Origin of the sequence: Melghiribacillus thermohalophilus (assembly GCF_004342905.1) — a bacterium.
GTDB lineage: Bacteria > Bacillota > Bacilli > Bacillales > Alkalibacillaceae > Melghiribacillus > Melghiribacillus thermohalophilus.
The window spans coordinates 65,170-84,708 of record NZ_SMAN01000011.1 but is presented as its reverse complement, the minus strand read 5'-3'; the positions used below and the strand labels follow the sequence as shown (position 1 = coordinate 84,708).

At 38.6% G+C, this 19,539-nt stretch carries 25 protein-coding genes and 1 riboswitch; of the genes, 19 read left to right on the top strand and 6 right to left on the bottom strand.

The features are described from left to right. The 7 genes from EDD68_RS09155 to EDD68_RS15540 all read left to right on the top strand — a co-directional run. Positions 1-1,334: FtsK/SpoIIIE domain-containing protein (locus EDD68_RS09155; protein WP_207902565.1), on the top strand; the 1,334-nt coding region annotated here is incomplete at its 5' end. Positions 1,335-1,561: 227 nt separating this feature from the next. Beyond that, positions 1,562-2,053 (top strand): hypothetical protein, encoded by a 492-nt coding sequence (locus EDD68_RS09150; RefSeq protein ID WP_002320477.1) that lies wholly within the window; start codon positions 1,562-1,564, stop codon positions 2,051-2,053. 186 nt (positions 2,054-2,239) lie between these two features. Further along, a complete protein-coding gene (locus EDD68_RS09140) occupies positions 2,240-2,719 on the top strand; it encodes a hypothetical protein (protein WP_234944046.1) in 480 nt (159 codons plus the stop codon). A 7-nt stretch (positions 2,720-2,726) separates the two neighbouring features. After that, positions 2,727-2,921 carry a hypothetical protein gene (locus EDD68_RS09135; RefSeq protein ID WP_101728781.1) on the top strand — a complete coding sequence of 65 codons (195 nt, stop codon included), beginning with the start codon at positions 2,727-2,729 and terminating at the stop codon, positions 2,919-2,921. 45 nt (positions 2,922-2,966) lie between these two features. After that, complete coding sequence (locus tag EDD68_RS09130; RefSeq protein WP_029744010.1) at positions 2,967-3,152, top strand: MerR family transcriptional regulator; 186 nt, start codon at positions 2,967-2,969, stop codon at positions 3,150-3,152. A 94-nt stretch (positions 3,153-3,246) separates the two neighbouring features. Further along, positions 3,247-4,011 (top strand): tyrosine-type recombinase/integrase, encoded by a 765-nt coding sequence (locus EDD68_RS09125; protein ID WP_243646813.1) that lies wholly within the window; start codon positions 3,247-3,249, stop codon positions 4,009-4,011. A 13-nt stretch (positions 4,012-4,024) separates the two neighbouring features. Next, positions 4,025-4,303, top strand: a complete 279-nt coding sequence (locus tag EDD68_RS15540; RefSeq protein WP_341540275.1) for a tyrosine-type recombinase/integrase — start codon at positions 4,025-4,027, stop codon at positions 4,301-4,303. A 51-nt stretch (positions 4,304-4,354) separates the two neighbouring features. Here EDD68_RS15540 and rpsI read toward each other — a convergent pair whose 3' ends face one another. Both rpsI and rplM read right to left on the bottom strand, forming a co-directional pair. After that, positions 4,355-4,747, bottom strand: a complete 393-nt coding sequence (rpsI, locus tag EDD68_RS09120) for a 30S ribosomal protein S9 (RefSeq protein ID WP_132371939.1) — start codon at positions 4,745-4,747, stop codon at positions 4,355-4,357. A 21-nt stretch (positions 4,748-4,768) separates the two neighbouring features. Next, positions 4,769-5,206, bottom strand: a complete 438-nt coding sequence (rplM, locus tag EDD68_RS09115) for a 50S ribosomal protein L13 (RefSeq protein WP_132371938.1) — start codon at positions 5,204-5,206, stop codon at positions 4,769-4,771. 337 nt (positions 5,207-5,543) lie between these two features. Between rplM and EDD68_RS09110 the strand changes: the two genes are divergently transcribed. The 11 genes from EDD68_RS09110 (at position 5,544) to EDD68_RS09055 (ending at position 14,476) form a co-directional block, all read left to right on the top strand. Then, on the top strand, positions 5,544-7,139 hold the full coding sequence (locus EDD68_RS09110; RefSeq protein WP_132371937.1) for a peptide chain release factor 3: 1,596 nt from the start codon (positions 5,544-5,546) through the stop codon (positions 7,137-7,139). Between the two features lie 806 nt (positions 7,140-7,945). After that, positions 7,946-8,554, top strand: coding sequence for a phospholipase A2 family protein (locus EDD68_RS09105; RefSeq protein WP_132371936.1), 609 nt, complete (start codon positions 7,946-7,948; stop codon positions 8,552-8,554). Between the two features lie 144 nt (positions 8,555-8,698). Further along, a complete protein-coding gene (locus EDD68_RS09100) occupies positions 8,699-8,917 on the top strand; it encodes a hypothetical protein (protein WP_132371935.1) in 219 nt (72 codons plus the stop codon). Between the two features lie 890 nt (positions 8,918-9,807). Beyond that, the gene (locus EDD68_RS09095; protein WP_132371934.1) at positions 9,808-10,056 is read left to right on the top strand and encodes a glutaredoxin family protein; all 249 of its coding nucleotides are present in this window, start codon (positions 9,808-9,810) and stop codon (positions 10,054-10,056) included. 42 nt (positions 10,057-10,098) lie between these two features. After that, on the top strand, positions 10,099-10,827 hold the full coding sequence (locus tag EDD68_RS09090; RefSeq protein WP_132371933.1) for a phospholipase A2 family protein: 729 nt from the start codon (positions 10,099-10,101) through the stop codon (positions 10,825-10,827). Positions 10,828-11,208: 381 nt separating this feature from the next. Then, complete coding sequence (locus EDD68_RS09085) at positions 11,209-11,433, top strand: helix-turn-helix transcriptional regulator (RefSeq protein ID WP_132371932.1); 225 nt, start codon at positions 11,209-11,211, stop codon at positions 11,431-11,433. Between the two features lie 303 nt (positions 11,434-11,736). Further along, positions 11,737-11,994 (top strand): hypothetical protein, encoded by a 258-nt coding sequence (locus tag EDD68_RS09075; protein ID WP_132371930.1) that lies wholly within the window; start codon positions 11,737-11,739, stop codon positions 11,992-11,994. 222 nt (positions 11,995-12,216) lie between these two features. Beyond that, positions 12,217-13,158 (top strand): S8 family peptidase, encoded by a 942-nt coding sequence (locus tag EDD68_RS09070; protein WP_132371929.1) that lies wholly within the window; start codon positions 12,217-12,219, stop codon positions 13,156-13,158. A gap of 390 nt (positions 13,159-13,548) precedes the next feature. Beyond that, complete coding sequence (locus EDD68_RS09065; protein WP_165902122.1) at positions 13,549-14,064, top strand: sigma-70 family RNA polymerase sigma factor; 516 nt, start codon at positions 13,549-13,551, stop codon at positions 14,062-14,064. Next, the gene (locus EDD68_RS09060) at positions 14,051-14,227 is read left to right on the top strand and encodes a YvrJ family protein (RefSeq protein ID WP_243646812.1); all 177 of its coding nucleotides are present in this window, start codon (positions 14,051-14,053) and stop codon (positions 14,225-14,227) included. Before EDD68_RS09065 ends, EDD68_RS09060 begins: the two co-directional genes overlap by 14 nt. 6 nt (positions 14,228-14,233) lie before the next feature. Further along, positions 14,234-14,476, top strand: a complete 243-nt coding sequence (locus tag EDD68_RS09055; RefSeq protein ID WP_132371927.1) for a helix-turn-helix domain-containing protein — start codon at positions 14,234-14,236, stop codon at positions 14,474-14,476. A gap of 390 nt (positions 14,477-14,866) precedes the next feature. On the opposite strand, the gene EDD68_RS09050 is transcribed toward EDD68_RS09055, so the two are convergent. Both EDD68_RS09050 and EDD68_RS09045 read right to left on the bottom strand, forming a co-directional pair. Then, positions 14,867-15,475, bottom strand: coding sequence for a hypothetical protein (locus EDD68_RS09050; RefSeq protein WP_132371926.1), 609 nt, complete (start codon positions 15,473-15,475; stop codon positions 14,867-14,869). Continuing rightward, positions 15,468-15,980, bottom strand: coding sequence for an RNA polymerase sigma factor (locus tag EDD68_RS09045; RefSeq protein WP_132371925.1), 513 nt, complete (start codon positions 15,978-15,980; stop codon positions 15,468-15,470). The genes EDD68_RS09050 and EDD68_RS09045 overlap by 8 nt, the downstream gene beginning before the upstream one ends. A 257-nt stretch (positions 15,981-16,237) precedes the next feature. On the opposite strand from EDD68_RS09045, the gene EDD68_RS09040 reads away from it, so the two are divergent. Further along, complete coding sequence (locus tag EDD68_RS09040) at positions 16,238-16,933, top strand: phospholipase A2 family protein (RefSeq protein ID WP_132371924.1); 696 nt, start codon at positions 16,238-16,240, stop codon at positions 16,931-16,933. Between the two features lie 290 nt (positions 16,934-17,223). Here EDD68_RS09040 and EDD68_RS09035 read toward each other — a convergent pair whose 3' ends face one another. Both EDD68_RS09035 and purD read right to left on the bottom strand, forming a co-directional pair. Further along, positions 17,224-18,093 carry a bifunctional 5,10-methylenetetrahydrofolate dehydrogenase/5,10-methenyltetrahydrofolate cyclohydrolase gene (locus EDD68_RS09035; protein WP_132371923.1) on the bottom strand — a complete coding sequence of 290 codons (870 nt, stop codon included), beginning with the start codon at positions 18,091-18,093 and terminating at the stop codon, positions 17,224-17,226. A gap of 68 nt (positions 18,094-18,161) precedes the next feature. Then, a riboswitch (ZMP/ZTP riboswitch) is annotated at positions 18,162-18,249 on the bottom strand. Positions 18,250-18,275: 26 nt separating this feature from the next. Further along, the gene (purD, locus tag EDD68_RS09030; RefSeq protein WP_132371922.1) at positions 18,276-19,532 is read right to left on the bottom strand and encodes a phosphoribosylamine--glycine ligase; all 1,257 of its coding nucleotides are present in this window, start codon (positions 19,530-19,532) and stop codon (positions 18,276-18,278) included. Between the last annotated feature and the right edge of the window lie 7 nt (positions 19,533-19,539).

Sequence of the window (19,539 nt, the reverse complement as noted above, 5' to 3'; positions counted from 1 at the left end):
ATGCGTATTCGCATGGAATGTCAGCAACCAGCCTAGCATTTGAAAGCAATCATACGATAGAGGAAGAATCAAGCACATTTTGTTGCGGAGAACCCGTTTTATGGTTGTTCTTTTATAATCTGTATCCATTGATTGTTGAGCAAATAACGATAATACAGCTTCCACAAATTGAATCAAATATCTTCTTGATTCCTGTTAGTCTGATTGTAGTTACTTTGCTTGTTAATTGGTCTATTCGCAATAAACTGTGGTTTGGTCTATTTTTTTCTCTGCATTATTATTTTATGACAAAGCGAATCAGAAGACATATCAAAGATGCGAGATTTGAGGATGAACGCGAGTTTGACAATCGTTTAGTTACTTTACCAAAAATCAAGATAACATTTGATGATAATCGAACAAGAAAGTCAGGAAAAGTTTTGATCAATAATACAATTAAATTCGACAAGAAACTTGAAGATATGCGGATTGATTCAGCTTTAAAAGGTTATGTGAGTGAGCGCAAGTACTTATCTAAAGATCGCGACTGGTATATTTACGAATTTTATTCAGTTGATTCACATAAACAACTAAAGATTAAATCAGCAAGTGACTTGATTGTTTGGTCAAACAAAACAGCAGACGATTACGCCTTACGCTTAGATGAGCGTGCAACTGTACCGTTACATCACCTTGGATTGGTGGGGCAAACAGGTAGTGGTAAATCCTTTTTTATCCAAATGGTGGTTGAACAAGTGTTGTCGAAAAAGGTTAAGCATGAGTTGTTCATCATTGACCCTAAGCGAACGGATGTTTACCAAATGGCTAAACGTACCGTTGGTGATGAACGGACTGCCGACAAAACAAATGCGATTGAATTGATTAAACAATTTCATGAGCGTATGGAAAAACGACAAGATGAATTACAAGACTTTTTCATATCAAATCGAAACAAAACGTATAAGGATGCTGGTTTGCCTGCTTTAATCCTGCTTATAGATGAGTTCGGGTCATTGAGAGAATCATGGAAGACTTTAGCAAAAAAAGAGCGTGATGAAGTCGATAGCATACTATCTGATGTTGCTTTCATGGGTCGTCAACTAGGTTGTATTCTGTGGGTCACTACGCAACAAATGAACGCACAGACGATGCCAACAGCGATTAGAGAACAGCTCGTTTTGAAGATTGCTTTAGGTGATAGTGATGAGCAAACCTATAGAACTCTGTTTTCTTCTGGTGTGGATATACCTCCAGTTCAATTTACTGCTGGTCAAGGGATTTACAGTTATCCAGGGCTAGCAAGTGCAGACAAGCCACGGTTGTTGACCGTTCCTTACTGTAGCTTTTTGAATTGAAGCACCTAGCTTTTCCTTAAGGAGCGACGGCACAAAGAGCGGAAGGAGACCCGTCGTTCAGACGGGGAAGGTTCCGCTCCGTGCTTTACACCTTTAGGAGAGCTGGGGTGCAGGTAATCACCCCAGCTCCAGTCAGGAGCAAAACCCACACCAAAGTCTATTCTTATAGGCTTTTACACCAAGAAAACTTTACCTAAAGTTTTCTAAGCAAAAGGAGTGAATAGAACATGATTAAACCAGATATTGACCAATTTACACTCGTATTGCAAACAACAGGCGTGTTTGACTTTGATGAATGGCGTGACTGGGTAGCAAAAAGTCTAATAAGTACCTTCTTGATTAAATCTAAGATGCATAAGCTATTTGACAACTTCGGTGAAGCTGACGTTAAGCTACCAGAAGGCTACACAATAGGTTACTCATTCATCAATGCACCTTTTTATTTCTGTATTGCTTATCATGAGGCATTTACGAAAATGGGTGTGATTGTCAAATATAGTGCATATGCATGGCATGAGTATCGAAAGCGATATGAAGCAGAATTTAATGAACCTATTCATTTACACACCTTTTTAAAAATGATTGATTCGGATGAATATAGTTTTAGACTTTCACGAATTGATATCTGTTGTGACTTTATTAATGAAGGTATTGATATTGCTAAATTAAAACGCTCAATTGAAGAAAAGAGGACTGAATTGCGCTATGGCAAGTACTAATAAAAGTTACCTACAAAAGGTTATTGATGACAACAAAGAAAAACCATACAAAAGAAACAACTCGAAAGTGTCCGACATATCGAAGGATTTTCAAGCACAAACATTGTATATCGGGGCAAAAAGCAGAAATACAAAAGTGCATTTACGCATTTATGATAAAAAAGAGGAACAACTGTCGTGAAACACATGCGCCATATCGCTAAAGAAGTGGATGACTGGACACGTGTTGAAGCAGAGTTTTCAGGTGATTACGCCCATCAATTAACAGATGCAATTAAAGAATGTAGTACAGATGAACAGCTTAAAAATTTAATTATTAGTTCTCTACTTGATCGCTACATGTTCTTTTATGTTAATTCTAATCGACCTCATAAGATAACTAGATTAATGCTTGAATTGTTAGATGAAAAGAACTTTCACTTTGAATCACCATCTCCACGAAATAACTTATTAGAACAGTCGATAGACCATTTAATTAAGGGGTCTGGTCTACTCCCCACATTGTGGAAAGTTCAACAAATATGGGGAGGCAACACAGCAAAAGAATTAGTTGATTATTTATATAAACAGTACTATGAAGAATTCGAACCCAATGATGACCATATATCTTGGTTAAATAAATACAAGGCACTTTACCAATTAGAAGGTAAGCCATGGGAAGGATGATATTTAAATGAGTTCTCCAAAATTAAAAGAACATATACAACACATTATCGAAATAGTAGACTTTTTCCAGAACGGTAAAGGAACGATTAATAAAACGGATAATCATTCTGATTACCAAAATAGCTACTATACACCAGAAGATATTTTAGGACAAATCAAATATGATGCTGAACAGGCACTAAAAGAACTAAATAAATTTTAAAATTAAATCTCAGCATAAAGGAGATGATGCCACATGAGTATAAACATGGCTACAAAGGAATATCCATATCTTTTAACAAGGGAACAAGCATCAGATTTTTTAGGTATAGACCCAAAGTCTTTTGATAAATATATTCGCCCACATGAAGAGCTAGATCGTTTCATGATTGGTAAGCGTGAACGCTACACAATGAAATCTTTAATACACTTTATCGAAAAACACTCCGTTTAAAATGTCGACAGTTGATAAGATGTTAGTTTCAGAATACAATACAGATGTATTCAACTAGCATCTATCAACTTTATTTTTGAAAGGGATTGATAGCATGGCTAGTATTGTAAAAAGAGGAAAGTCATATCGAGCACAAATTTCTTTGTACAAATATGGAGAACACAAAAAACTAACTAAAACATTTCCGACTAAGAAGGAAGCAAAACTTTGGGCTTTAGAAATGGAATTAGCGAAAGGAGAAGGAAAAGAACTTGCTCACAGAACAACAACATTTGCGGATTTTTTCGAGAATTGGATTTATCTTGTAAAAGTAAATGATGTTAAAGAAACGACATTTCAAAATTATGTTCGTACTTTAGGAGTTATTAGAAATTTATTTCAGGATATCCAATTAAAAGATTTAAATGATATTGTTGTTCAGAAAAAGATTGATGAGTATGCCAAGACACATTCACGAAAAACAACACATGAGGTTCTTCTTAAAATAAAAACATCTTTACGTGATGCATATGCTCGTGGCTATATTGCAAATGATTTTGCACGTTTAGTAAAAACACGTGGAGAGAATCCACCTAAACGGAATAAAGCATTATCTATCACCGATTTTAGAAAGCTTCGTAATTACGTTTTACAGCATCCAGAAGACGAGTTTAACTTACTTGTATTACTGGCATTAGAAACGGGGATGCGACGTGGAGAATTGCTAGCAATACGCCCAGAGAGTCTCTATGAATACGGAATAAAAGTTAGACATTCAATCAGTCCTACTTCTGATGATACTTCATTAAAAACACAAAATGCAAAACGTGATGTTTCTATTAACAAAGAGGTATATGAACTAATTCGTAAAATTTGTTAAAGAGAATGGTTATATTTTCAGCTTTGGCGGTTTTAAACAGTCGGAACAATTAGCAGAGTTACTGAAGAAATTAGATATTAAGAAAACAACGTTTCACGGTTTAAGAGACACTCACGCATCATTTTTATTTTCTCAAGACATAGATATTGCTTATGTATCAAAGCGATTAGGTCACATTAATATTCAAACCACACAGAATTATTATCTGGAATTAATGCCAGAAAAAAAAGCATCAGCAAGATGCCGATGCTTTAAATCTGTTAAGTGCTTTATAAGGTTCAAGTTGATTTGAACCAACTTGAACCAAAAAAGCTCTGTAAACACTGATATATCAATGTTTCTATTAACGTTTTGAGAACTGTGGGGCACGACGAGCTTTTTTAAGACCGTATTTCTTACGTTCTTTCACACGTGCGTCGCGAGTCAGCAGTCCTTCTTTTTTCAGGGCAGAGCGGTAATCAGGGTCCGCTTCTAACAGAGCACGGGCAATACCTAAACGAATTGCACCTGCCTGACCTGAAAATCCGCCGCCTTCCACTTTTACAAGCACGTCGTAACTTCCTTCTGTTTCCGTAACTTCCAACGGCTGCTTCAGAATACGACGAAGGGTTTCAAATGGAAAATATTCTTCTGCATCACGGTTATTTACCATTACACGTCCAGTACCTGGAACTAAACGAACACGAGCCACAGAATTTTTCCGGCGTCCGGTACCGTAGTATTGTACTTGTGCCACTCTAGTCAACCTCCTTCATGATTATCCGCGAAGTTCGTAAACTTCCGGTTGTTGTGCCTGGTGCTTATGTTCAGCGCCTCTGTAGACATGCAATTTTTTCGCCATTTTGCGTCCCAGTGGTCCTTTTGGAAGCATGCCTTTAACAGCCAGCTCGATCATTTGCTCAGGGTAGTTCGTACGCATTTCATATGCCGTACGCTGTTTCAGACCGCCTGGATAATTGGAGTGGCGGTAGTAAATTTTGTTCTCCAGCTTCTTTCCAGTCAGATGTACCTTTTCAGCATTGATTACAATCACGTGATCTCCAGTATCGACATGCGGAGTATAAGTTGGTTTATGTTTGCCGCGAAGGATCGCTGCTACTTCGCTTGCAAGACGACCAAGAGTCTGGCCTTCTGCATCCACAACATACCACTTACGCTCAACATTGTTCTCATTTGCCATGAAAGTTGTGCGCATGATCCGTTTCCCTCCTAATTCTTTTGCTCACGTTCCTTATTATCATATCTCAACACGAATAGTTTCCGGGGCTAATCGTGGATTTGATAATAAAATGCCATAGGCTATATTATAATATTTAGCGCCACAATGTCAAGGTGTTTTATTGAAAAGGTTCAGAATCCAGTGAATGGGCTGTAAGTACTTTCCCCAAAGCCTCAGCTGGAAATCAACCGGAAATACTTCGTTGTTCATTACAGAAAGATAACATGGCTCCCTATAATTTGCTCATTCCATATCAGCTGTATTTATGGTAACGTAATAAACGAATAAATCGACCACGAGAAAGGGATCGTATATGAACGATTTACAGCGTGAAGTCAATAAACGGCGTACATTTGCGATTATTTCACATCCGGACGCCGGTAAAACAACATTGACCGAAAAAATGCTCCTATTAGGAGGAGCCATCCGCACCGCCGGATCGGTTAAAGCCAAAAAATCAGCGAAGTTTGCCACCTCTGACTGGATGGAGCTTGAAAAACAGCGGGGAATCTCCGTTACATCCAGTGTGATGCAATTTGAATACGAAGGCTATAAAATCAACATTTTAGATACACCCGGTCACCAGGATTTCAGTGAGGACACCTACCGTACACTGATGGCCGTAGACAGTGTTGTCATGATTCTGGACGTAGCAAAGGGTGTGGAACCCCAGACCATTAAGCTGTTTAAGGTCTGCAGCGAACGGGGCATCCCGATTTTTACGTTTATTAATAAATTGGACCGCCATGGAAAAGAGCCGCTAGAATTGTTTGAAGAAATTGAAGCGGTGCTCGGCATTGAGTCTACCCCGATGAACTACCCGATTGGCATGGGTCCCACATTCAGGGGGGTTTATGACCGCTCTGACAAGACGATTGAGTATTACGGTGAAGACCGGGATGAGCAAACATCCCGGGAAGTGAGCGACTACGAGGAGTTACAGGCTCAGCTTTCCAACAATACCGATGAAGCCACCATCGATCAGCTCATTGAGGATTTAAGGCTTCTGGATGAGGCAGGCAATCCTTTTGATCTCGATGCGGTGATGAAGGGAAAGCAGACCCCCGTCTTTTTCGGGAGTGCTATTTCCAGCTTTGGAGTGCCGACGTTTTTGAAACACTTTTTACGAATGGCACCCCCGCCGGCAAGCCGTCAATCCTCAAAAGGAACGGTTCATCCTGATGATGAGGAGTTTTCCGGATTTATTTTTAAAATTCAGGCCAATATGGACCCGGCACACCGGGACCGGGTAGCTTTTCTCAGGATTTGTTCCGGAAAATTCGAAAAGGGGATGGAAACCTGGCTGCACCGCACCGGAAAATCCATGAAGCTGTCCCAGCCCCAGCAATTTTTTGCAGATTCCAGAGCCGCTGTGGAAGAAGCCTATGCAGGGGATATCGTCGGACTGTATGATCCCGGGGTTTACCAGATTGGGGACACGATCTGCGGCAGCAAAAACACCTTTGATTTTGGCCGTCTCCCGATGTTCCCGCCGGAGCACTTTGCTAAAATCCGCCCGAAAAATGCGATGAAACATAAGCAGTATGTAAAGGGCATCGAGCAGCTCGCCCAGGAAGGTGCCATTCAGGTGTATCGCACCCCGAAATTTGAGGAAACGATTCTGGGCGCAGTCGGGCAACTCCAGTTTGATGTGTTCCTATATCGCATGGAACACGAATATGGCGTTGATCTGTTAATGGAACGCTGGCCCTATCAGCTGGCCCGCTGGGTCGTAAAAGGGGAAGTGCCGGATAAAGATACCCGAAGCGATACTCGCATGCTGATCCATGATTACCGGGGCCGTCCCGTATTATTGTTTAAAAACGAATTCTCCATGAACTGGTTTTTAGATCATAATCCAGATATGGAATTGGCGGATTCGCCTGCCAGTGTCCCGGAACCGAAATAAGAGATAAACGAATCAGCTTTTGCCTTATCAGCAGTTATGAATTCCGAAAAAGGATGTTCCCCTTTTTTCTGGCAGCAACTGTTACACAAAGAACATTTGCTCTCCCGATCGGGATCAATCCGCTTTCACTCAATGGGATTTGTGCTCTGACAGCCATAAATCCTGCTCATGTTCTTGAGTTTGGTGTCATCAGATAAAAAGGGCTGTTTCTAAGACCCATACGTCTTACGGGACAGCCCCTTTATTCTGCATCTTCTTCTTTTCTGAACCGCAAATGTGACGGGCTTTGTTTTTTTATGTAACCCCAGTCCGGTCAATGACGAATTCACCTGGCTCCATGGTGACATTTCCACAAAAAATATGGTACCCTATCTGGTACTTCAAGACTGATAATTACTCCAGTCCTGGTGGAATTGTCCACATTAATGAAAAACAAGATCATAAAAGCTGAATTTCTCGGAGTAACCACGGATAGATATTAAGTGGTAAGGAGATATAAATGGAATGTATTTGTGGTTTACTTACATTCTGCCACCGTCTTATTGTCTTCATTACAAGTCTTGTAAGGAAAGTTAAAATAAAAGAATAAAAAAGAGTTTGAGCCGTAACTAGACAACAGTAATAAAAAATCGTTGTCTTTTCTGTCTCTGTGCAGTATTGACAATAGGTAACCAGCTGATTCCCGATGACATATTCTCAATTTGGTTCACTCCTAAACATAAGGATACCTCCGATACGGTTATGCTGTAGTTTCTTTAACTGTATAAAAAAGGTGTCCTTTTTATTGGTGCTTCATTTTGAAATGTTTGAAAAATGTGATCGCCTCCAGTTCCTACCAAATTAATTTTGAAGGAAAACTAACGAATGTCAAAGCCGTTACCTTACTAAACTCTGAGAAAACTTTATCCATTTCTTATATTAAAGTGGATGATTTTGAGCACGTTCATGAATCTTTCACTGGTAAAGTTGTAGAAGGTCAAGTGTTTAAAGGGTTTAAAGTAAAATCAGGCGAAGTTTTGCCAACTTTTATAAAGGAATACAATGGAGAACTTGAAATGGAACCAAAACTTTCTGACTTACCGATTAATCCAAATTATTCTCCTGACAAAACAATCAAAGATCAGGCTTTGGATTGGATTGATGGTACATTCTGCCTGGAGAATGAAGATGCAGGTAAAACTTACAGACATTGTGGCCCCGGTTGCGGGGATTACGGTTCCCTGGGGGGAGGAACACCAATTAATAATCTTGACAATTGTTGCCGTGCCCATGATCGTTGCTGGCATATTTTTGGTGAAGGAGATAAATGTTGTGACAAGGAACTCGCTGATTGTATTGATCCATATCAAAATCAGGATTATTGGACATGGCTACAAATTAACACTTATTTCGAACCGCGAGGATGGTTATGTTAATAAAATTAATTTTCTAAAGATGCTGAACATAAATTCAGCATCTTTTTTTTTATGGTATTCATTTTTCGTATATGGTATTATTTATATATATTTCCTGAAAAGTAATAAAAAGGAGAGATGGTGTTGTTTAAGTATTTGTCACTGGTGTCATGGATACTTAGTATCGTACTTATGTTTTCGAAAGACCCAAATGGGTACCTTCTAATCTTTTTGTGGCTATTAGGTTCAATTTTTGCTTTCATTGGTAAAGGAATGAAAGAGTCTGGATGGTTAATCACATTAGCCATGTGGTTGAATATCATTTCTGTTACCGTTTATGTATTATGGGTATTTATCATTGGTTTAATATGGAGCAGACCTTAATAATAGAACCCAATAAAGAAGAAATAGTATCCCATAATACTTTTCAGTTCGTAAACGCATCTCAAAATGTGATAGAATGGCACAGTAAATCAGAAAGTCTAATTTTTAGAACACAGACGATTGTATCAAATAACGGACACCATCTGTGCAAGCTATCATTTTAGCCTCTACCTATTTTCCTGCTGAAACTTCCTTCATCAATCATACGAGAAACTGATCAAAGGAGTCATTCTGATTACTGACAACGTATAGGAAAGCGATCCCACATCTCTCAAATTATCTCCTGTTTACCATATTTCTTTAGCCTCTGGATCATTGAATAAAATTGAATTCGTCAATAGATCATTGACTATATCTGTTGACCACTGGTTCATGTAAAGCGAACCCCCGAAAAAAATGACCTCATGCTATTCACGATTAACGGGCTGTATTTTTTTTAAGAGATTCGTTTTAGTTCATACAGAACGGCATTTAAGGTGATTTGATCAGTAAGCCGGTTAATCAGTTTCCGGTTCTCTTCTCATAAAAAATATGAAGTTTTACTTTTTTATTTTACCCCCATCGCGAATATCAGCGCTCACGCAGCGTTTCATTGTGTGACCACCCTCTTCTCGTATAATGATTTCCCAGAGAGTTTAATTTCATTTTTTTACCATCATGTACTTGATGAAAAGTTCATTGAATAAATGAATGAATGGTTTATCCGTCTTTAGACTCGTATTAAATTCTTACTCAACTTTAAGCTTTTTCTTCAGGCAAATTAGATTCAGATGAACTCGGTTCAAATGATTTCTTCCGTATAAGGTGTGGATGATTGATTAAAAAAAATGGCTAAAGGTTGTATCTCTACCTCAAAACACCACTTTATATAGTACAAGGAGGTGTTATGTATGAAACCTGTCTCAGAAATTATCATATACACAAACGAACAATGCGGGTTTTGCAAACAACAACTAGACTGGATGAGAAAAAATGGCATCCATTACACCATCAAAGATGTTAAAAATAACGAAGAACATCGCTCCGAACTTATTAAATTTGGAGCCAGGGGTACCCCATTTACGATTATAAAAACAGGGTCAGAGGAACATAAGGTTTTAGGTTTCAACAAGGCAAAACTAGAAAAACTCTTGCTCTAACATAATTCTTTCTATTAATAAAAAAGGAAAGGCGGTTAACAAATGCTAAACTTATCAAATGGTGGGATCATGAAAGGAACCGAATTACAAAATCTTATTGAAGAAATGCGCAAAAACCCTGATTTCCAAAAATTAAAATCTGAATTCAACAAGTTGATATTCTTTGATGATTCAGAATATATCGTTCGATTAGCATATCATTTCGATGAAGTTGTCGATGAAGGAAAGGTTATTGTTGGCAAATATATCATTCTTTCATTTGCAAATAATAAAGTAAATATTCGCTTTGATAAGAACAAACTGAACGATGAAATGAAAACAGTAGTTAGTGGACGAATGGTCGTCAAAGAAAATGGGAACGAGTTATTAAAAGGATTTATGGTTAAAAACGGACAATTGAGGCAATATCTCGAGAAGCCATATGAAAACGAACTGGAAAAACCTTTGGTTATCGATCGAGCAAATGATCCTTCATACACACCTGGAGAAATTGAGAACTCCATCAATGCTCAGGGATGGACCGTTTGTTTATACGATTACCCAGAATTTTATAATCATTGTGGTCCAGGGTGTGGTGATGGCCTTCGATACGGAGGGGGAGAGCCCATAAATGGATTAGATGAATGCTGCAGAGGACACGATAGATGTTATGCCACATTCGGGTATGGGGACTGTGAATGTGATAATGTTCTTTTGGATTGTGCTGCTCAATATGAGGATGATTATCCAACTAATGTTGGAATCATTCGGACTGTTTTTGATTATTGTTAAACACAAAACGGAAAGAGGAGTGAAAATAAATTATGAGCAAAATCAATGACAATAACAAAAAAGATAGAGAAGTAACTTTACAGGGGTTTTGTGGGCCGGTACGTGAGTGTTGCATAGACCATCCTGAATGCCTTAAATTTTACACATCTGTTAATGGGGAAGAATACTCATTCTGTGGGTGCCCTTATTAAATCAAAAAGGGATATCAAAAAACATGTTCATATAACATATATGATTCTCAAAGAGCTGCAACTGAACGAAAATGCAGCTCTTTATTTTTCTCTAAAAAAAGGTAATTAGTAAAATTTATTTGACTTAATGTAAACTTTATTTTACAATAGGTTAAGTAAACTTTACTCAAACGAACAGGTTGTGGTTACCATGATGGGGAAGTTATCCAACAGGATTGTGGTTTTAAGGGCCGAACACAATATGACACAAAAGAAATTGGCTGAAAAAGTAGGTGTCAGCCGACAAACGATTATATCTATTGAAAAAGGGAAATATACGCCTTCTTTAACATTAGCTTTTAAAATTGCTTTTGCCTTTGGTGTACGGATTGATGATGTTTTTCAGTACGACCTATCGGAAGGAGATGAATCATAGTGGAAACCCTAACCACCGTCACAAATGTTCTGTCAGTGATTGCCCTCTTCACATTCGTCATACTTCTTTTTCTTATAACGAAAGAAGGAAACGATGAACGAACAAAATATATGGAATATAAATTGTTTCGTTTTCTTTTTGTGTTTATGTTAGCAGGGTTAGCACTAATTATGTTTATGACGGGATTAAAACCGATTGATTACACTTTGTTAAGGGTCTGTATCACAACATTAATGTCCTTAACCGTGATCATTGGCCTGGTTTTTTGGGGTTTAATTAAAAGAAAATTTTAAGGAGGACCATATGAACATACTGATGAGAATTGTGTTTGGATTATCCTTGTTAGCTCTGGGCTTGTTTGCGTTTGATGTCGACTTTTTCTTGAACAACCGTACATGGCTCTATATGTTTACAGCAGGATTTGCCCTATCTTTTATATTGTCATTTGCCAAAAGAAACCAACCAGGCAGCAAAATCATCATGTGGATTTCAGCCATCGTCATTGTCATATTCATTGCCTATCGTCTCATTGTTTTACTGATATGGGGATTAAGTAACTAGTGTGATACCACTACGGTCTTAACAATGGATTTTTTCCTTTAGGTTCATGAATATTTGACAGTTATCAATCTGAAAAGAGCAAAATCAAATATGTTAGAGTTTATGATGAAGACCTTTATAGTAAATATCATGCTATAAAGGTTTTTTTTTCTATTTTTTCATAAAGAAGGTTGTACTTTTCCTTTTTTTTATTTCTTTATAATTTAAAAAAGGGGTGAAAGTATGAGTGATGTAAGATTACTACCCACAACAATTGTCTTTCTATCCTCCTTTAAAGAAAAAATACCGCCTAATTTACTTCAAATTAATGTCACTACTAAATGGAATCAAGGTTATAAAGGGAAAGGGGTAATTACTGCAATATTAGACACTGGATGCGATATCAGCCATCCTGACTTAAGAGATCGAATTATAGGAGGGTATAATTTCACAGATGATTTTAACGGGGATATCGGAATTTTTGAAGACTTAAATGGTCATGGCACACATATTGCAGGAACTCTAGCTGGCTCATCTAACGGTTATGGATTAATTGGTGTTGCACCTGAGTCAAAAATTCTCGTTGTGAAAGTATTAGACAAATACGGAACCGGTTCAATCCAGCATCTTATTGATGGTCTTCATTATGCTATTGATTGGAGAGGATTAAACGGAGAAAAGGTAAACATCATTTCTCTTTCACTTGGAATAAAAACATCCACTTCTCAATTGCACGATGCCATAAAGAGAGCGGTTAATAAAGGAATTATAGTAGTGGCAGCGTCTGGTAATGACGGAGATGGGAACATAGAAACGGATGAATTTCGCTATCCGGGAGCTTATTCTGAACCTATTGTAGTTGGAGCTATGGATAAACAAGGAGATGTTGCCGACTATTCAAATACAAATAAGTTTGTTGATATATATGCACCGGGTTCAGGTATATATTCCACTTTTTCGAGGGGGAATTACACAGTCCTTTCGGGAACATCAATGGCAGTCCCTCACGTTTCTGGGGCTATTGCAATATTCATTCAAGAATTGAAAAATAAATATAATAAAGAACCAACAATTTCTGAAGTAGAGCAAATGTTAACAGATCATACTACCATGCGTGGTCCTTCGATGAGAGTATTGGATTTATCTGCAAACCTTTCAAAGGAAGCGGTGGAGAAATATGGATGATCATAGAAGGGATATATTATTCAAATGCTTTTGTGAAGCCAGACGATCACAGGCTTTTTTTACAAAATGCCTGGAAAAGGAGATAACTGAAGAAGAACGTGAATTTTTATTCGAATTAATTGAAGAATCCGCAAAAACATCCTGTAAAATCCTGCAAAGTTGTATAAAGCTATCTTCAAAATAAACCATTTCTATTCCTATTCCTAACAAAAAACTGGGGTTTTTTTATACATTATGATGGAACGTATGTTTCCGTATGTGTGACTTTTAAAAAGGTGGTGAGCTCAAATAGACACTTTATTTACAAATAAGAGTTTATGTGAGAAGAAAGTCCACCAGTTTGTTCATGATAACCGACTGTTTTTTGAACATAAGGTGGTTCGAAATTTTTTGAAAGACAAAGCCAACCAAAAATTATTTATAGATGCCATATGCAATCCCACAGAAGAAAACCGCAGAAAATTAGATCTCCAATTTAAAAAATACTATTTCAGTGCTAGATTTATTGCGTTGGTTTCTACTACCCTATATTTTAACGCTATTAATTATGATAAACGATTCCAAAGAAATAAAAAACGATTTCCCCCTACGATCAATCGGCCGCTCAATGACATGGAAGAAGATTCATTGATCGACTTTATAGAGGATACTGATTCTCAAATTAACCTGGATGACATCATCCGCAGTTCAAGTATAGAAGATTACATTGAGGATTCACTGTTGCATGAAGCAGTTCGTCAACTGTCGTCCAAACAAAAAGAAGTAATAGACCTATACTATGTCAAAGGATTTACCAATACGGAAATCGGGAAAAGACTGAATAAATCCCAGCAGGCGATTTCGAAATTACACAAAAATGCTTTAAAGAAGATTCATGAGTTTATTCAACAAAATGGATGTGAATAAAATGATTGTGGAGATGCCCCAATGGATTATGGTTTTAGGGAATTTTGGCTTTCCTATTGCCATTACCATCTATTTATTTTTGCGATTTGAAAAAAAATTAGAGAAGCTAGAAAAAGTGATTATTGAATTAGGAGAAGTTATTCATCATTCAAGAAAGGGGTGATCAAAGTTGGATAATACATTGTATGATCTGGCAAAAAAGTCCAAGGAAGACAATCAAGCATTACAGATGCTCATTGATTTATTTGAGCCTAAGATCAAAAAATCCCTGACATTGACAAATTATACTGAAAGAGAGGATTTGTCTCAAGAATTAAAATATAAGTTAGTCATTACAATCAAGGAGTATGATATTGAATCAACTCCTGGATTTTGGGATCTGTTAGAACAATTCAAAGAAAATTCAGGATGAAATATCATGGACAAATCTTAATTGCCTGAAAGCCCCCCTTTGCAGGTCTGTATAAGGTAATGTTGAATATCCAGGGGGGCTGCAGAACACCAAAACCACACATCATAGCCCAAAAATTGCAAAAACGACTAAAATACGTTCTGCATCAGGAATGTAACGTTAATTATACTGAAGACTTTAACAACCCCTGAACGATATGGTGTATTGAAAAATAAAGATTTCTTGTATTTCTGGGTCAATTACCGTAAGCAAGTCTACCCGTTAAATGGAAAATTCCTCACAAAATACATAAAACCGAAATAGCCTAACAAGAAAATAATCGCTATGATGAATAAGATCATCACTAATTTTTTATTTCCCATCATCATCCTCCTGCTAATTTGTTTGAAATTAAAAATCTACTATCCTCTTATATAAATTTTTATGTTTGCCAACTGCTTTATACCCCTTACGTGAAAAACCATTGTGTATCGTTTCTAATACAACTTCACCATTTTTGCTGATCATAAAGGCATATTGCTGAATATTCCCCTGTCCTTTGTTTTGATAAAGAATGATATGAATCTTTTCTGCATGATCTTCCATAACTTTAGTTAAAAGTTTTTGATGTTCTCTTTCCGTCAGCTCAATGAAGAAAAGATCATGATCAGAAATGATGGTTAATAAATCGATAATGACTTTTTGTTCCTTAATGACTGTTTCCTCTCCATCATGGACAAGTTGAAGATTTTCGATATTTTCCATTTTAAATTTGTCAAAAGGTATGATGTCGCCTGAACGATTTACGTTTACGCCAATCATAAAAGATAAGAATACAAGCGTTAGGATTGCTGCTATTCCCGTAACGTGTATCACTCTTTGTGCAAACCAGCTTTGTTGTTGTTCACAAGAATCGTATAAGGTATTCTGTTCTATATTCCTTTTTATAGATGTCCTTTGTTTATGAGACAGATGGGCTTTGGGTAGGGACTGTATTTTTTTGTGCAAATCCTCATTCATCCATATGCCCCCTTAATTGATTTTTTATCGCTTTACAAGCGCGATAATAGGTGGAACGAACCTTTGATTCTGACCATCCTAAAATACTGGCTGTATCTTTTATAGAGAATCCCTCGATACCTCTCAGGAGTATCACTTCACGATAGTTTGTTTTTAACGATTGAATGGCCTGATATAATTCCCTATGCTCTTCATTCATCTGTAAAACCTTTTCAGGCGTTTGGTGATCAGGAATTTCACATTTTTGATGAAAAGGCATCATGTTTTTTCTCCATTTCGTTCCCCTTTTTCTCATCTCATCGATAGCTTTATTTCTGGCTATGCTGATCAACCATGTTTTGGGATTAGATTCTTTACGGAAGGTCTCATATTTTTGGAGAGCTTTCATAAATACTTCCTGAACTATATCGTCAACATCCATCGATCCAACACGGTAAACGACATAATTGTAAATATCATCACCATATAACTCAAACCATTCAGAAATAATTTTATTCTTGCACATACGATTCCCCCAGTGACTCCCTCTATGAATTAGACGTTATTGATTCATAAATTTCTCGAAAAAATTTTAACTTTTTTGAGATCGAATTCCATAATTCCGATGATTCCACTTTTTAGAAGCTGATTTTTCTTCTTCTATTTTCCTGATTTTCATATAGAAGGTTGTTATTCATCATGAATCTACTTCTTTATATATTAACCGGACTTAAAATCAACCAAAAAATTAGCTGTTAAAAAATTATATGGGGAGTGATATCAATGAAGGTTAAAATGAACAGGATGTCAAAGGACAGGATTGAACGGTTTACAAAAGAAGCTATTCATTTAAAGGAAACAAAAAGGTTAATCAATCAATTACAGTCTGAACATCAAACAGATGATATTTTTGAAGTTAAAGGATATAACCTTACCCTGTTATATGAAAATAAAGGAAATGTAGACATTGAAGCTTTATTCATTTATTTTGATAAAGAATCCGTTATTGAAGTTTCTAAAAAGCGAAACACTTCTTCAATTGAAAAAGTTGCCGCTCACTTTTCCTCTGGCCATGGCAGCCACAAGATGATTAAACGGTTAGAAATACGAAATGGAGAGGATTTAAAACAGATTGAATTACCCTATAAAGAGTCCTATTTTGACTTTTTTGGTACTGGTAATGAAAATCAAATCACTTCTCAAGAGTGGTGGGAAGGATGCCTGGTTTTTGGTGATCCAGGTTCTGGTTTCTATTATTATCGTCATTGCGGTGCTGATTGTGGAGATAATGGAAGCGTTGGCGGGGGTACTCCGATTAATGACTTAGACAATTGCTGCCGTGCACATGATCGATGCTATGCTGTCTTTGGATATGACGACTGCGGATGTGACCAGGAATTAGGACAATGCGCTGAAACAACCACTGACCCGGGATGGTATATGGTTGGAGCGTGGGCCTACGAAAAGGATTGTGTATAATGAAAAAGGTTTCTGCAAAATCATGAAAAACCTGCAGATCAATAACCCATACAGAGTTCTTTTATAGATTCATGGATAGGATTGTTATACGGGCACGAAAACATCGGTTAATCTTTATAGGGATTCATTCGCAGAAATCATTTTGGCATGAGGGTTCTCTCCTTCTTGATTGGAGCAACCCTCATGCGATTTCATACATTGCACGACGATATAAGTGATTAGATGCAAACAGAACAGTGGTCCTTTTTTCTATTGGTACGATTTACTACGTTTAAAAGAACAGAAACCACTCAGGCATTGGAAACGTGCCTTGTTTGACCGGCCAGTTTTGCTTCTGCTGCATCTACGGTATGTTTCAGCAGCATGGATATGGTCACCGGTCCTACTCCTCCTGGAACAGGTGTAATGGCACTGGAGCGGGGCCGGCATGTTTCATAGTCAGCATCACCAATGTTGCCTTCATTGTATCCGGCATCCAGCACAACGGCGCCATCTTTAATCCATTCTCCCTTAATAAAGTTAGGTTTACCTACAGCCGCAACAACCATATCTGCCTGACGAACAATCTCTGGGAGATTCTTAGTTTTCGAGTGGCAGGTTGTTACGGTCGCGTTGCGGTTTAGCAGCATCATCGATACAGGTTTTCCCAATATTGGACTTCTTCCAACCACCACTGCATATTTCCCTTCGATTGGTAACTGATAATAATCGAGAATCTGAATGATCGCAGCTGGTGTACAGGATGGATAGCGGCCAAACTGAAAGGCCGTCTGACCGAAACCAATGCTTGTGACGCCATCCACATCTTTATCAATGTGAATCGCTTCAAAGGCTGCCCGTTCGTCGATGTGTGCTGGAACCGGGTGCTGCAGTAAAATGCCGTGTACCGAATGATCTTCGTTTAGTTCATGAATGACATGTAAAAGCTCTTCCGTTGAAGTTTCTTCCGGCAGATGAATCCGTTTGGAGCGAATACCCAATCGCTCACAGGCGTTTCCTTTCATGCGCACATAAGTGGCGGAAGAAGGGTTATTTCCTACCAGAATGGTTGCCAGACATGGATGGATTCCCTTCTTTTTTAAATATTCCACACGTGGCTTTAAGCGATCTTTGACGTCCTGAGCAACTTTTCTTCCGTCCAGAATGATTGGATTTTCCATTCCTTTTCCCTCCTGAAAAAGTAAAGGGGAAGCTCAAAAACTCCTGTTTACGGTAAGCTTTTGAATGATCCCCCTGCCCAGACGACCGGCTGAAAATCTTCACGCAGCTCCCTCATGGTCCATTCCACTTGAAAGTCGTCAGTCACTGCGCTGTCAAACTTGATTCTTTTTTATTGTATGATCTACTTGAAAGCACGTTGACCAATGTCCCGGCGATAAAAGACATCATCGGAGAATAATTTCTCCATTTCCTGGTATACTTCCTCTCTGGCTTTGTTTAAGTCTTTATGCATGCGGGCGGCCAGCAATACCCGTCCACCGTTCGTGACAAAACCGCTTTCGGATTCCTTTGTACCTGCATGGAACACAAGCGTATCTTCATGGAGCTGATCCAGCCCCTGAATCGGCTTTCCTTTGCCATAGGAGCCTGGATAGCCCTTTGACGCGAGTACTACCCCGATGACCCCTTCCTCTGTCCACTCAAGGTTTGGATCTTTCCCCTGCATCACATCCAGCAGAACCTGGGCCAGATCGTTTTTCAGTCTTGGCAAAATCACCTGGGTTTCAGGGTCGCCAAAACGGGCGTTAAATTCAATGACCCTAGGCCCATCCGCTGTCGCAATTAGTCCACCATATAAAATGCCGGTGAATGGCCGGCCTTCCTTCACGAGGGCACGGGCCGCTTTTTTTAGAATCGTTTTAATGGCGTCGTCGACCATTTTCTGTGGGATCTGGGGAACTGGAGAATAGGCTCCCATCCCTCCTGTATTCGGTCCTTCGTCGTTGTCGTAGGCACGCTTGTGATCCTGGGAGATGACCATCGGATAAACCTTTTCCTCGTGAACAAAGGCCATCAGAGAAAACTCTTCCCCATCCAGGAATTCTTCGATGACCACCTGTTCACTGGCCTCGCCAAACTTTTTATCCCTCATCATCTCTTCCAGCGCATCAAGGGCTTCCTCTTTTGTCATGGCTACGGTAACGCCTTTCCCGGCTGCCAGGCCATCTGCTTTAATGACAATGGGGGCACCCTTCTGTTCTACGTAGGCACGAGCTGATTCATAGTTGTCAAAAGACTCATAATCAGCTGTTGGAATGTGATATCGTTTCATCAAGTCTTTCGCAAAGGATTTACTGCCTTCAATTAAAGCCGCTTCCTTTGTCGGGGCAAAAATGGTCAGTCCTGCTTCCTGGAATGTATTGGCGATGCCGTCCAGAAGAGGTGCCTCGGGTCCTACAAAGGTGAGGTCGATCCCTCTCTCTTTCGCGAACTGAACGAGCTTTTCATGCTCCGTCTCCTGAATATCCACAAGGGTTGCCACATCTTTCATGCTGTCATTCCCCGGCGCTGCAAATACCTCTTCTACGGATTCACTTCTGGAAAATTTCCAGGCAACCGCATGTTCACGCCCGCCCCGTCCAATGACAAGTACGTTCATCTTTTCA